We start from the raw sequence: 13,003 nt of genomic DNA on the forward strand, positions 1-13,003 counted from the left end.
TTGGAGACGCGATGAATCGCGTCTGTACAATTGTTAGAAATGCGATGAATCGCGTCTGTACAGTTATCGCTTCAAGTGGTCTTGTTACCAGGGATATAACGATATGGCAAAGCTACAGCCACTGGTTTAACGGTGACTTCGGGGGTTGTTACTTCGCGGCTGGTGTCGGGAATTTTTATATCTTTAATTTGGGAGGTGACGGAAGCGATGGTGCGCTGGTAGTTCCGTTCTGGGGTGAGGATTTTACCTGCCAATGCCATGAAGTTGGCGGGGATGGCGCGACGGATATCGTCTTTTGTTAAAGTGCCTGAAGTACGGGCGCTGTAGAAGGAACGTCCTCCCAGGGCGTTGAGGGTTTGGCGATCGCGCCAGTATGCGTTATACCTGGGGTTAACTAGGTTAAAGGGTCTGTCTTTATAGCGTCGGCGTTGGTAAGGTACGATGTCATCACCGAAGTTTTCTCTATACTCATCGCTGTCTAACAGAGCATCAATAAAACCATGTAAACCTTGGGTGCCGATGACAATTGACCAAGCGATTTCTTCATCTTGGTTATAAGCGGCGCGTCCCAAAAACCGCTTTAAGGTAATGTCAACTAAACGGTAGTTGGAGTTGAGGTCTGCTACCTGGGTGCGGTAAACTTCTGATTTGCCCAATCCCCGGATAAAATCGCGGACGTTGATTGCCCGGTTCCGTAGTTGAGATTCTAAGAAGGATTGACGATTGCTTTTAATAATCAGGTGTTCGCTGAAAATTTGCCGATATCCTGCCCAAATGATGGCATCAACATCGGCATCATCGATCGCCGCAGCTAACCGATAAATAGTTGGGGTATCTTCGTTTGGTACTTCGTAACCTTCTACACGTTGGTTTTGTGAAGAAGGTGCATATTCCAGCAGAGGTATTGACATTTTTACTTTCACCTTTTCTTATGAAACTCAATTTCAACTATTGACTTTGAGCCAATAGAATGCGGGCGCGGACTGCCTTTTCGGTATCAGTTACCAGCATTTCTTTGAGTCTAGTATGGATGGGCTGTTGTAAATCGGGTATGTTTACTAAACCTTGCAGACCGACGATCGCTGCATAACGAATCGACCATTCTGCATCTTGAGAAATCAACAGCAGTGTTTCCAAAGCTTTTTTGGGTGCTGTTTGGTTGTCAGGAAACTCTAGCTTATGCCAATGTAAGTTCCCTAATCCTTTAGCCGCAGCCCGGCGGACACTGGGAGCAAAGTCTGTAGCAGCAGCATCGATTAATACATCTAAAGCACGGGGATCAGCGATCGCCGCGAGAGTGCGAATCGAATAAGCCCGTGCGCCATAGTTGTAGTCATCTATTTGTGTGAGTAACTGGGGGACTGCTGCTTCTCCTAACTGCACTAAGGCAGTAGAGGCAATTGCTGCTGCTGTTGGGTTGTTATAACCAAACACAGCTATTAAGGTGGGAATTGCAGCTACATCTTTGGCTGCTGCCAATTCTTGTACTGCTTTTACCAGTTTCTCTGGTGTATCCGCCAGAGCAACGCCATTAATTAGTTCATCAGTCATTAGTCAACATTTAATAGTTAATAGTCAACAGTCAATAGTCAATGGTCAATAGTCAACTACTATGGACTATGGACTATGGACTACGGACTATTGACTACAACAATGAATCCATGAGGTTCATGACCCGGATAGCTTGATCAGATATTGAGAGGGCGTTTGACTCTTGTGACATCTGATGTTCTAGCAATCCTTTAAGGGCAATGAGTTTGAAGCTGTTTTCGGCTTTGGCGTTAGCGATCGCTTCTGCTGCTGCCAAGTATCCAATTGCACCCAAATCTCCCAAGGCAACTCGTCGTAGGTTGAGGTCGTTACCTTCTAACACTTTTACCAGCAGCTCTCCATATACTGGTTCTTGCGTCAGTTGATACATTGCTCTAGCGGCGGCGCACTGCACTCGTGAGACTGGATGCTTTAGAAATGGCTGAATCAGAGGAATTGCATCAGTAGCACCAATAGCCCCTAAAGCTTCTAATACTGCTTCGTAGGGTTGGACTAGATGAGGTCGCCCTGTGACTTGCACGGCCTGTGCGACTCCCCCATCAAGTAATTTGATGAGTGCTGGTGCTGCTGTTTTATCTTTGAGCATTTCTAAAGATTGGGCAGCTGCTTCACGCACGTAAAAGTCAGGACACTCCAAGCAGTTAATTAAGCCTGGCACGGCTTTACGATCGCCCAATTTCCCTAATGCTCTGGCTGCATTGCGCCGCAAAGGATAACCACCAAGTTCAGTCCTATCGGCTTCATCCTCTAAGGCCGCGATTAAAGCATCAACAGCAGCACTTTCCTTCACCCGATACTTACCTAACCACCAAGCAGCATAATAGCGGAGACTTAAGTCTGATGATTGCAGATTAGCTATGGCTAGTTCTGGTGTTAGCTGTGGCCCGTTTTCTGCGGGAAATTCTTCCACACTGGATTCTATCATTACCAGGGCGCTATTATGCCTCTGTGGAAACCAATTGCTCAATCTTGACGATTTTGCCACCCAAGCGGGTAATCCGTTGGTATTCTTCGTTCATCCGGCTGTATGGTACTGTGATAAACACACTACCGCTATTGCGGATATTGTATTTGTTTTTGTCTGTTTCTGAGCTTTGCCGCAAGCCTACGACTTCGTAGCGAAATACTCGACTAGCAGAAGAAGAAACGCTACCAGCCCCAAGTGTGGTTTGACCGAACATTACTTCTCTATCTCCTATTGTTGTCATCTTAGTTGACAGTTAACTGTTGATAGTTAACCGTTTAACACTGACTACTGACAAAATCCACGTATTTTACGCAGAGGTGACACTAACGATTTTGCCGCCCTGCTTGTGAACTTGCTGGATCTTGTCAGAGAGTCGCTCGTAAGGTACTATGAATACCGTGCTACTCCGGCGGACACTGGGGTAGCCAGGGTTACGAATTCCGGTAACTTCTAGTCGATAAACGCGATCGCCTTCACCTACGGCATTACCCAAGTTTCTCTTGGGAGCTACATCTGCTGAAGCCCGGAAACCCCAACTATCATTACTTCCAGATGGCCCCACGATTGTAGAAGCTTTGTTGCTAGCTAATTCCTGCGCTAATCGAGACCTAGTACCTTCTACTTGAGCGCGATCGCTGTTAGCATAACCACGGTATAAACGGAAAATCCGGTTAAAACCTGCGGTTTTCTGTCCTACTTGAGTCTCAAAACCACGGTAGTAAGGAACGACGTTATCACCGAAGTTGCTTTGATACTCCCATGAATCTATGTAGGAGTCTATTTCGGCATCGTAACCTTTGTTTTGGTACAAGTCCAGGTGGTAAACAACTTCTGACTCATCGTAAGGCGCACGACCCAACAGGTGTTTGTAGTTAAGTTCGATTAGCCGAGTTTGGAAGCTGTTGTAGAAAAATTTCTTTTTGTAGAGTTCTGATTTAGCAACGCTACGCACAAATTCACGCACTGTCAGATTGCCATCTCTCAATAGAGACTCTGCACTTACAAGGCGCTCTGATGCCAGTATGTAATCATTACCCAAAACGTGCCGATAAACGGCGCGAATTACTAACTCTACTTCTTCTCTGCTAGCTTTGGGGCGTAATTCTACTTTAGGTGCGTCGCTAAAAGGCTCTGTTCCCAGCCTAGATGCTGCTGCTGTAATTGCCATTTTAAGTTTCCCCTATTTTTTTTGCCGATTATAACTACCGACAGCTATTCCTAGATAAAACTATGCCCGGAACGAGATTCAACTGCTAGGTGATTACTACATCCAGCACTTGCACCCCTTTCCGGGCAGGAAGCTATCTAGCTGAGAGCGTTGATAGCGTAGTCGATGTAGGTGTTAGCTTCGTTAGCAGCTTGACCGCTCAAACCATGATTAGCTTTGATGTGCTTGAGAGCTTCAACATACCAGCTAGGAGATAGGTCAAAGGTGCTGTTGATTTCAGCTAAACCAGCAATTAAGTATTCATCCAAGGGGCCAGTACCACCAGCAACTAAGCTATAGGTGATGATGCGTAGGTAGTGACCAACGTCACGAGCGCACTTGGATTTACCACGGCTGTCAGCAGCGAACTGAGGGCCGGGGGTTTGGGTTGTGTAAGGGAATTTTTGGTAAACAGCTTGGGTTGCACCATCGATCAAACGTTGAGCGTTGGAGGTCAAACCACGAGCAGCTTCTAAGCTAGCAGCAGCGCGCTCATAACGACCACGAGCTGATTGTAATTCGGTGTTGCCTAAGAAGCGACCTTGGGTGTCAGCAGCTGCGATTGCTTCGGTAATGGGGGTTTTAACCATGATGTAAAATTCTCCTTAGTAATTTCGTAGTTTTTACCTGTTACCTAAAATAATTAGGTTTCAGTAGGTGCTGGACTTGTCAGTTAAAATTAACCAACAGCAGCAGCAGCGCGATCAAAGTAGCTAGCAACTTCAGAGATCAATTGGCTGCAATCACCTTTGGTGATACCGTTGGGGTCGTTAGCGATGCCAACAGCAGCATCTTTCATTTTTTGAACGCCAACAGCTACGGAAGAACCAGGAGTTCCCAAAGCTTGGTATGTTTCGCGCAAGCCATTCAAGCAGCGATCGTCTAGAACACTAGCATCGCCAGCGAGGATAGCGTAGGTGACGTAACGCAAGATGATTTCCATGTCGCGTAGACAAGCAGCCATGCGACGGTTGGTGTAAGCGTTACCACCAGGAGCAATCAACTGGGGTTGTTCTTCAAACAACGCACGAGCAGCGTTGGTAACGATCGCAGAAGCGTTGCTGGTGATGCGGTTAACAACATCCAAGCGCTTGTTGCCTTCTTTAACAACATTTGCCAATGCGTCTAGTTGTTCGTTGCTCAGGAACTCGCCTCTGGAGTCAGCTTGAGAAACCACCTTGGTAAATACGTCTAATGTCATGGACTTTAATCTCCTAATTCTGGTTTGAGAGATGTCTGAATTAAAACTGGCTATGTTTTATTTCTTGGAAACGGTTGTAAACAGACCAGGGATCAAACTACTTCTCACGGTTAGTCTCAAAATTCCTTGCCACTTCCATGAATGAGAAAAATGAGAAACTGGGGTGATTTTATGAGAAGCTGGCAAACTTTGTGAATCGATTGCCTCGTTTAACTTTTGTCTGTCGTTTAACCCCTCCAGCTTATGTTTATACAATGCTATAGATCCTATTTTTGTTACAAATTGTGAATAAATAAGTTGCATGAATAAGAACCCCCTCAAATGCTTTACATACAAGGGCTAGAACTGAGAAAAAGGCTGTTATCCCGTAACACAACTTCATAAATCAGTGATTTTAGGCAAAATATTTGTGTCTTAATATTTTTTTAAGAGTTGCAAAAACCTAGTGATGACAATGTATTGCTGTTTTACGCCATTTTTTTCCACAGGATGGTTTTTGTGAATAAACGTAAAATTAATCTTTCGCAACATTTGTAAAGAGCCGAAATTGGGGACTGGGGAAATCTGTCAGTTCCTCCCCCTCGCTCCCTAACTCAAGGCGATCGCCATACGTGAGCGAACAACTGGATCGCTTTCTTGGGCGATCGCCTGTTGTAAAGCAGCTTTAGCTTTTGGCGTGGCAATTTCTTGTAAGGAGACCGCAGCAGCGTAACGTAAACCCCAATCTTCGGGTGTAAGTAATGCCCAAATTAACTTTTCTTGAGCATTGTTGATTATTTCTGTATTACTAGTGGTGCTGGCTATTTTTCCTAACCCTCGTGCAGCAATGCGGCGGACATTACCTTGACAGTGATTGGCTACACTTGTCCCCACTACCTCGGCTAATAAGTTTAGCGCCCTTGCATCACCAATTTGAGCTAAAACTTGAATGATTTGGGCTTGAAAACCTTGATCTTGAGAATCATCATAAGCAGCAATTAACAAATTCACTGTGATGCTTCCCAATTTGATTAATTCATCTACAGCCGCACTTCTAACAGCAGGATGGTGATGATGAAATGCTTCGATTAAATTGGTAATAGCGTCTACGCTCAATGAAGCTTGATTCATAATTTATTTCTGGATAAAACAACGCAACACAAAAAGGACTGGAGATATTAATAACAAACCAATCCCCAATCCCCAATCCCCAATCCCCAATCCCCAATATTCAGTTATGAGTTTTAAAGTTGAATTAATAAATCATCAATTGCTCCAAATAATAAAGCTGCTTTTTCATGATTAACACTATTATTATTCAACATAGCTTCAAGAATACGCTTTAAATTTAAGAGCTTTAAGCTATTAGGAACCTGAGCCGCTAAGATTGCCTGTACTGCTTGTTGATGAGCAACTGCACCCAAGTCAAATACCGCCGCCCAACGTAAATACATATTGTCATGATTGAGATTTTTGACAATACGTTCGATGTATTCAGACTCTTGGGTGAGAAGATACATATATCTAGCGGCTGCACATTGCACACGCTCAGAATGATGCTGAAGAAAAGGTTCAATTTGTGGACGGGCTGACCAGACTTGTAGAGTAGCTAAAGCTTCGATTAAAGCTTCATAAGGTTGTGCTTGACTGGATTGCAAAAGATTGAGCAAAGGAATCACAGCTCGTTTGTCACCGATCGCCGCTAAAGAGCAAATTACTGCTTCCCTGAGACGTAAATCTTCATCACATTCCAATGCTGCAATTAACGCTGGTACAGCTTGGGGATTTTTCAACAGTCCTAAAGCCCGTGCAGCCTGACGACGCAGAGGATACCCTCCTGATGGGATGCGATAGCGTTCATCAAATAAGGCTTCACATAGCGCCGTAAAACCAGCCTGTACGTCATGTTTACCCAACCACCAAGCAGCATAATAACGGATTTGGTTATCCTCACCAGATAAAGCTGCGATCGCTGTTTCTGGAGAAAGAATTGGTTCAGATGTCACATCACTTCGCTCCGAAATTTAAAATTTACTCAGATACCCAACTTGAAGAAGTCGGGTATCTAGCAACCATTTCTACACTTGAGAAATCTTGACTATCTTTCCACCACGCTTATGAATTTCTTGGTAAGTAGCAGAAAGTCTTTCATAGGAAACGGTGTAAACCTGTCGGCTGCGACGGATTGCTACGTTTGTATTCAATCCACCGGCGATCGCTTCAATTACAAACATCCGATTATCACCCTTTGTCGCAGAACTGATTAACGTCGGCGCTGCGGAAACAAAGTTTGTCCCGGCGGAAGTTGGTGGCAAAATTCCATTAGGTAAATTCAGGGAAACTTTTGTTCGTAAACGAGAATTTTTCCGTCCCATTTGTGCATTATCGCTATTACCCCGACCGCGATAAAGCTCACATATGCGATTAAATCCTACTGTTTTCATCCCAGGAATTGATTGGAATCCACGGTAATAAGGAACAATAGAATTACCAAAAGCATTTTCGTATTCTGGACTGTAAATGTAAGCATCAATGTCAGCATCGTAGCCACGAGCAGCATAAATGTCTACATGATCAGCAATCTCTGATTGATCGTACGGTGCGCGTCCCAGTAAATGCTTATAGTTTAATTCGATCAAACGCACTTGAGAGTTTTTATAAAAAAAGCATTCTTTGTAAAATTCAGATTTGGCTAAAATCTCTACAAATTGCCGCACACTGATTTTGCCATTTCTTAACAAAGCTTCCGCACTCGTAAATTTTTGACTAGCATATATTCCTTGCCGTCCAAATATTTGTTCATAAGCAGCCCGGAATACTTTTTGTAAATCATCCTCGCTCCAATTTTGGCGCAGTTCAACTTTATTGCCAATGGCATCTCTAATTGCTAGCCTTTCTGCGACTGAACCACTCATTTTGACCAACTCTCCTTCCGCAATTTTTTGATCATAAATTTGGGTCTTGGAAAATAGAAAAATGCTGCAATTATCTTCATCACAGTTACAAAGTAACTCACATGAATTGAGCAATTACCTATTTCCCAAGACCCACAAGCTTTGTCTTAACTTAAAGCGTTAATTGCATAGTTCAGGTAGATGTTAGCTTCACCTGCAACATCACCATTTAAACCGTGATTGTCGCGGACAAATTCTAGTGCAGCTACATACCAGCTAGGAGATAAACCAAGGGCGCTGTTGAGTTCGCTTAAACCAGATACTACATATTCATCTAAGGGGCCAGTACCACCAACTACACAGCAATAGCTGATAGTACGAAGATAGTGGTCAATATCACGAACACACTTGGATTTACCTTCTGGAGTGGAAGCGTATTGAGGCCCACTCATTTGAGTGGTGTAAGGGAATTTTTGATAAACATGATTTGCTGCTGCTTCTGCCCATTTTTTGCCATTGTTAGAGAATGCTTGAGCAGCTGCTAAACCAGCACGAGCGCGGTTAAAACGACCAAAAACTGCTTGCATTTCCGTGTTGCTGAGGTAGGAACCACGAACATCAGCAGCAGAGATTGCTTCGGTCAAAGGTGTTTTCATACTTCTCCTAATCTCCTCGATCTGTGATTAATTACTAACAGTCAGTTTGAAAAAAGTTTTGGAAAAAAATCTAATTAAACAACCGCAGAAGCAGCGCGATCAAAATAGCTAGCTAACTCAGCAATTAACTGACTACAATCACCTTTAGTAATGCCTTTGGAGTCATTGGCAATTGCAATTGCTGCATCTTTCATTTTTTGGATTCCAGATGCTACTGCATCCCCAGGAGTACCCAAAGCTTGATACGTTTCCCTCAGACCATTTAAGCAGCGATCGTCCATGACACTAGCATCACCTGCTAATACAGAATAGGTCACATAACGCAGAATAAATCCTAAATCACGGATACAAGCAGCTTGGTTACGATTGTGGAAACAAGCACCACCAGCATTAAATATTTGTGGACGTTCAGCCACTAAAGCACGATAAGCATTAGCCACAATGGAGGAAGCATTACTTGTTAGTCTGTTAACTATATCTAAACGCTTATTACTATCAGCAACTAATGCCGATAATGCGTTGATTTCATCTCCACTCAGATAATTACCTTTTCTATCTGCCTGTTCAACTACTTTGGAAAAAGCATCGAGCATCTTTCTTTCCTCCTAAAGGTCATTGCAGCTTTTTATAAGGTCGATTGCAATTATTGTTACTATTTGGAAAACAAATATTCAAGCAGGATTAACTCCCCTATATTATCTTGGGGAACTGCAATTATGTGCGATTTCTTATTAGGAAAACAGCAATTTGTTTTCTGTTTTTTAATTGCTTTTAAAACCTTAGTTCGTATTTTATATATGGCTTGAGTGAATTTATTATTAAGTTTTGTAAGATAGTGTTAATCCATACAGACTTCTCTAAAAATTATTGTTTTGTAAAGGTTGTAATGCCTTTAGATAAAAAACTGTTTAACAATTAAATAATATTGTTTACTTTACTTAATAAATCCTTGAGTATAATTTCTACTGTGGTAGCCAATCTAGCTTATATATACTTTCATGCTGACAGTAGAAGTTGATAAACAAAGCTAAAGCAGAATTCTTATCAAAAAAATCTGTGTTTTAGATAACAATCTTCGGTTTTTATTTTGTGGCTAAAAATGATAATAATTTTCAAGACTAATATTCATCACAATTATTAATAGCCTGTTAACTGCTGTTTATAAGCAATTCGCGCATTATTACTAGCAATTATTTGATTTATCAAGAAAAACCTATATGTAATGTTTTGTGAACTTGAGTAACAAAATATCGAAAAATTTTTTTTATTCTCATTTTTTAGAGGTACACAGGTTAACTGACATCTTGCACCTTCTCAATAAGCCAGTGGTGGATACTGCTTACCCTAAGAAATAATCAGCCTTTTAGCCTGTAATTTTGGCAATAAGAGAGTGGTGCAAAGTATAGCTGTTGACGGTTGACAGACTTGAAAGTCTTGTGTTGTCAGGGTTTGATCTTGGCTTGATTTCCTAATCTATCTGGCTACGGCTATATAAGTTAACGTGCGCCTCCGTTAGAGACTCACGTTAAGTTAAAACAGAATTCCATAATTTTTCATTTGAAAACCCAGTCCCCAATACCTTTGACAGGTTTAAGCACGGTTAAGAAGAAATGGATGCTCTGCGTCGGAGAATTTCTAAGAGTGTTGTAAAGCTTTGTGGAGGCGTTGCTGTGACTTCAACCCAATCTCCAGTAATTGGATGTTGCAATCTCAATCGCCAAGCGTGGAGTGCTTGACCAGGTAAATTTACGCCTACAGAACGACCGGAACCATAAACGGGGTCGCCGACAATAGGATGACCTATTTTGGCGCTGTGAACTCGAATTTGGTGTGTGCGTCCGGTTTCGAGTTGGAAATGAATTAGGGTGAAGTTCCCCAAACGTTCCTGTATTTGCCAATGGGTGATGGCTGACCTTCCCCCTTCTTCTATAGGGACAACAGCCATTTTCTTGCGGTCTTGGGGATGGCGACCGATGGGTAAATCTACTTTGCCACTTGCAGTTTTTGGCGCACCGTATACTACACCTAAATATTCTCGCCGTGCGGTTTTGGCTTGGAGTTGTGCTTGGATGTGTTTATACGCGATGTCGGTTTTAGCGATCGCAATTGCCCCTGTTGTATCTTTATCTAAACGATGGACAATTCCCGGCCTCTGCACACCACCAATACCAGGAAGATCAGGACAATGTGCCAACAAAGCATTTACCAAGGTGCCATGAGAATGTCCTGGTGCAGGGTGGACGACTAAATCAGCCGGCTTGTTGAGAATGAGTAACTGGTCATCCTCGTAGAGAATATCTAAGGGAATATCTTCTGCTTGTAGTTCTAGGGGTTGCGCTTCGGGAACTTCTAAGGTGATGCGATCGCCTACTTTCAGGTTAATCTTTTTAGATGTACAAATTTTGCCATTAACTTGGACTTTTCCCTGTTCAATTAACTGCTGAATCCGAGAACGAGATAAATCGGGTAATTCTTCTGCCAGATAACGGTCTATGCGTGCGCTGTTTTCTTCAACTTCTAAGTAAAATTCGTTCAACATTCAGGATTGGGGACAAATAATATTAATACAATGTTAAATAATTATAAAAATGTGGTTTCTACTGTACGGTTTTTAACCCTCAGGATAACTAATGAGTCAATACATATTCAAACATCATCCTGATTCTACCGTCATTCACATTTCCTTTAAGCATTAGCCATAAAGTTTATATATTATTTTTATTTGCCTAGATAAATTAGAGTAACCTAGCTTGTAGTGAGCCATTACTTGCGTATCTACCTTTGGAAAAAATAGGATTTTTATAGTGAAAATCTGCTATTGACATTTTGCAAGTGATGTCCGTGGAAAATCTGGCAAACAACATCTCTAAAATCTCCAACTTGGGTAACTACTAAAGCAACACTTACTTAGTAAGTAAAAAAACAAGTATTTTGTCACCCAACCGTATTTAAGCTTGATATACCGTAATTTTACGTTATACAGTAAAAACACAGATAATACTTTTGCTACTGATGGGTTTGAGCCAATAACTATACGTGTAGTACTTAAGGTACTGTTAGATTAGCCAAGTTAATGAAAGATACAGAAAAGCAACCTGATTTTTGAAAAAATGTTTTCTAGTAATCGGTTGAGCAATTTTTCTGTTTGACATCATGAAACTATTCCACTTAGAGGAGTCGCACTGACGATGTGCAACTGCTTAGTGGAAATATTGGCGTGGAAATAAAAAATAAAGACTGAGGGTGTTGATTTAAAAGTAAATTGCTGAATTTAGCTAAACATATCATCAGAAATATATTTGCCTACAGTAAAAGCCTTTTCACTAATTTTTATTTTAAATCTTGATTTAATAACAGAGCGATCGCCATGAAAACACTTCCGATTACTAGATACAGATTTTTTCAAAAAATACAACCCCTATCTTTATTAAAAAAAATAACTGGGAAGACAATTACTGGTTGTTTACAAGTATTTAGTACTTCAGGCACTTGGTCTATATACGTAGAAGAAGGTAAGTTGATTTATGCCTGTTATTCAGAGAGGATGTTTGAACCTCTTTATAGACATTTAGGACACTTAAGTCCACAAATTACAACTCTACCTAAAGAAATTAACGAGCAGTTACGAGCAATCTTTGAAACAGGAATTGAAAATCAAGCCATACCCAATCCTGATTATTTAGCTATTTGTTGGTTAGTCAATCAGAAATATATTAGTTCTTCACAAGCAGCCGTCCTTATAGAACAATTAGCATTAGAAGTAATAGAATCATTTCTCTTGCTGGAAGAAGGAAGTTATGAATTCATTCCTGAAAGTTTTTTAGATGATTTGCCTAAATTCTGCTACCTTAATGTCCGGTTATTAGTAGAACAGTGTCAACAGCATGGGCGTGTTCCTGAAGCATTCCGCAGAGAAGCATCTAGTCAAGAGATGTCTTCATCTACAGAAAGTAACCAAATACCAGTGAACAGCAAACGCAGCACCAAATTTACACCTCCCCCCCATACTCAACCCAAGCCTGAGCCACGCTTACCGCAAATAAATACTAATAAATCTATAGAATATTCCAAGCGATACGTATCTCCATCTAATACTGTTAATAATGGATACTCCCAGATATCTCCCACATCTACTGATAAAAAAATCTATAAAATTTTTTGTATTGATGATGATCCAATTGTGCTAAATAGTATTAAAAATTTCTTAGATGATCAAATATTTGCAGTAATTGGTGTTACAGATTCTCTAAAAGCATTAATGGAAATTCTCTGTACAAAGCCAGATATCATTTTCATCAATGTTGATATGCCTGATTTAGACGGCTATGAATTATGTTCTTTATTACGCAAACATTCATATTTTAAAAACACACCTGTAATTATGGTGACAGAAAAAGCTGGACTAGTTGATAGAGCTAGAGCCAAAATAGTCAGAGCATCAGGTCACTTAAATAAATCTTTTAATCAAGGCGATTTGCTAAAAGTGATTTTCAAACACATTACCTAATATCAACTATTAGAGACTATTTATAAAGTAAATCTTAAGTA

Annotated in this window: 14 protein-coding genes; 1 reads left to right on the forward strand and 13 read right to left on the reverse strand. The window is 41.2% G+C overall.

Features of this window, described 5'->3' with window-relative positions; translation table 11 throughout:
* Nucleotides 1-71: 71 nt before the first annotated feature.
* The 13 genes from H6G14_RS06340 to H6G14_RS06400 form a co-directional block, all read right to left on the reverse strand.
* Nucleotides 72-911 carry a phycobilisome rod-core linker polypeptide gene (locus H6G14_RS06340; protein WP_190566261.1) on the reverse strand — a complete coding sequence of 280 codons (840 nt, stop codon included), beginning with the start codon at nucleotides 909-911 and terminating at the stop codon, nucleotides 72-74.
* Nucleotides 912-948: 37 nt separating this feature from the next.
* The gene (locus tag H6G14_RS06345) at nucleotides 949-1,551 is read right to left on the reverse strand and encodes a HEAT repeat domain-containing protein (RefSeq protein WP_190566262.1); all 603 of its coding nucleotides are present in this window, start codon (nucleotides 1,549-1,551) and stop codon (nucleotides 949-951) included.
* A 94-nt stretch (nucleotides 1,552-1,645) separates the two neighbouring features.
* Nucleotides 1,646-2,476, reverse strand: a complete 831-nt coding sequence (locus H6G14_RS06350) for a HEAT repeat domain-containing protein (protein ID WP_190566263.1) — start codon at nucleotides 2,474-2,476, stop codon at nucleotides 1,646-1,648.
* A 13-nt stretch (nucleotides 2,477-2,489) separates the two neighbouring features.
* Nucleotides 2,490-2,732 carry a phycobilisome linker polypeptide gene (locus tag H6G14_RS06355; RefSeq protein WP_011319678.1) on the reverse strand — a complete coding sequence of 81 codons (243 nt, stop codon included), beginning with the start codon at nucleotides 2,730-2,732 and terminating at the stop codon, nucleotides 2,490-2,492.
* Nucleotides 2,733-2,825: 93 nt separating this feature from the next.
* Nucleotides 2,826-3,686 (reverse strand): phycobilisome linker polypeptide, encoded by an 861-nt coding sequence (locus tag H6G14_RS06360; protein ID WP_190566264.1) that lies wholly within the window; start codon nucleotides 3,684-3,686, stop codon nucleotides 2,826-2,828.
* Between the two features lie 137 nt (nucleotides 3,687-3,823).
* Nucleotides 3,824-4,315 (reverse strand): phycocyanin subunit alpha, encoded by a 492-nt coding sequence (gene cpcA, locus H6G14_RS06365; RefSeq protein ID WP_010994705.1) that lies wholly within the window; start codon nucleotides 4,313-4,315, stop codon nucleotides 3,824-3,826.
* 89 nt (nucleotides 4,316-4,404) lie between these two features.
* A complete protein-coding gene (locus tag H6G14_RS06370) occupies nucleotides 4,405-4,926 on the reverse strand; it encodes a phycocyanin subunit beta (RefSeq protein WP_010994704.1) in 522 nt (173 codons plus the stop codon).
* Between the two features lie 588 nt (nucleotides 4,927-5,514).
* Nucleotides 5,515-6,036 (reverse strand): HEAT repeat domain-containing protein, encoded by a 522-nt coding sequence (locus tag H6G14_RS06375; RefSeq protein WP_242053363.1) that lies wholly within the window; start codon nucleotides 6,034-6,036, stop codon nucleotides 5,515-5,517.
* A gap of 113 nt (nucleotides 6,037-6,149) precedes the next feature.
* Nucleotides 6,150-6,911 (reverse strand): HEAT repeat domain-containing protein, encoded by a 762-nt coding sequence (locus tag H6G14_RS06380; protein WP_190566265.1) that lies wholly within the window; start codon nucleotides 6,909-6,911, stop codon nucleotides 6,150-6,152.
* Nucleotides 6,912-6,983: 72 nt separating this feature from the next.
* Nucleotides 6,984-7,820 carry a phycobilisome rod-core linker polypeptide gene (locus H6G14_RS06385; RefSeq protein WP_190566266.1) on the reverse strand — a complete coding sequence of 279 codons (837 nt, stop codon included), beginning with the start codon at nucleotides 7,818-7,820 and terminating at the stop codon, nucleotides 6,984-6,986.
* Between the two features lie 146 nt (nucleotides 7,821-7,966).
* Nucleotides 7,967-8,455, reverse strand: coding sequence for a globin family protein (locus tag H6G14_RS06390; protein ID WP_010994700.1), 489 nt, complete (start codon nucleotides 8,453-8,455; stop codon nucleotides 7,967-7,969).
* Between the two features lie 74 nt (nucleotides 8,456-8,529).
* Nucleotides 8,530-9,048: a globin family protein gene (locus H6G14_RS06395; protein ID WP_190566267.1), complete on the reverse strand. Its 519-nt coding sequence runs from the start codon at nucleotides 9,046-9,048 to the stop codon at nucleotides 8,530-8,532.
* A 1,007-nt stretch (nucleotides 9,049-10,055) separates the two neighbouring features.
* Nucleotides 10,056-10,994 (reverse strand): RluA family pseudouridine synthase, encoded by a 939-nt coding sequence (locus tag H6G14_RS06400; RefSeq protein WP_190566268.1) that lies wholly within the window; start codon nucleotides 10,992-10,994, stop codon nucleotides 10,056-10,058.
* A gap of 828 nt (nucleotides 10,995-11,822) precedes the next feature.
* Between H6G14_RS06400 and H6G14_RS06405 the strand changes: the two genes are divergently transcribed.
* A complete protein-coding gene (locus H6G14_RS06405) occupies nucleotides 11,823-12,962 on the forward strand; it encodes a response regulator (RefSeq protein WP_190566269.1) in 1,140 nt (379 codons plus the stop codon).
* The last annotated feature ends 41 nt before the right edge of the window (nucleotides 12,963-13,003 follow it).

It is taken from the genome of Nostoc parmelioides FACHB-3921 (assembly GCF_014696625.1).
Taxonomy (GTDB): Bacteria; Cyanobacteriota; Cyanobacteriia; order Cyanobacteriales; family Nostocaceae; genus Trichormus; species Trichormus parmelioides.

Coding starts and splice junctions, on each gene's coding strand:
- H6G14_RS06340 (WP_190566261.1), bottom strand. CDS start 911: ATGTCAATACCTCTGCTGGAATATGCACCTTCTTCACAAAACCAACGT.
- H6G14_RS06375 (WP_242053363.1), bottom strand. CDS start 6,036: ATGAATCAAGCTTCATTGAGCGTAGACGCTATTACCAATTTAATCGAA.
- H6G14_RS06385 (WP_190566266.1), bottom strand. CDS start 7,820: ATGAGTGGTTCAGTCGCAGAAAGGCTAGCAATTAGAGATGCCATTGGC.
- cpcA (WP_010994705.1), bottom strand. CDS start 4,315: ATGGTTAAAACCCCCATTACCGAAGCAATCGCAGCTGCTGACACCCAA.
- H6G14_RS06350 (WP_190566263.1), bottom strand. CDS start 2,476: ATGATAGAATCCAGTGTGGAAGAATTTCCCGCAGAAAACGGGCCACAG.
- H6G14_RS06405 (WP_190566269.1), top strand. CDS start 11,823: ATGAAAACACTTCCGATTACTAGATACAGATTTTTTCAAAAAATACAA.
- H6G14_RS06390 (WP_010994700.1), bottom strand. CDS start 8,455: ATGAAAACACCTTTGACCGAAGCAATCTCTGCTGCTGATGTTCGTGGT.
- H6G14_RS06395 (WP_190566267.1), bottom strand. CDS start 9,048: ATGCTCGATGCTTTTTCCAAAGTAGTTGAACAGGCAGATAGAAAAGGT.
- H6G14_RS06355 (WP_011319678.1), bottom strand. CDS start 2,732: ATGTTCGGTCAAACCACACTTGGGGCTGGTAGCGTTTCTTCTTCTGCT.
- H6G14_RS06370 (WP_010994704.1), bottom strand. CDS start 4,926: ATGACATTAGACGTATTTACCAAGGTGGTTTCTCAAGCTGACTCCAGA.
- H6G14_RS06360 (WP_190566264.1), bottom strand. CDS start 3,686: ATGGCAATTACAGCAGCAGCATCTAGGCTGGGAACAGAGCCTTTTAGC.
- H6G14_RS06345 (WP_190566262.1), bottom strand. CDS start 1,551: ATGACTGATGAACTAATTAATGGCGTTGCTCTGGCGGATACACCAGAG.
- H6G14_RS06400 (WP_190566268.1), bottom strand. CDS start 10,994: ATGTTGAACGAATTTTACTTAGAAGTTGAAGAAAACAGCGCACGCATA.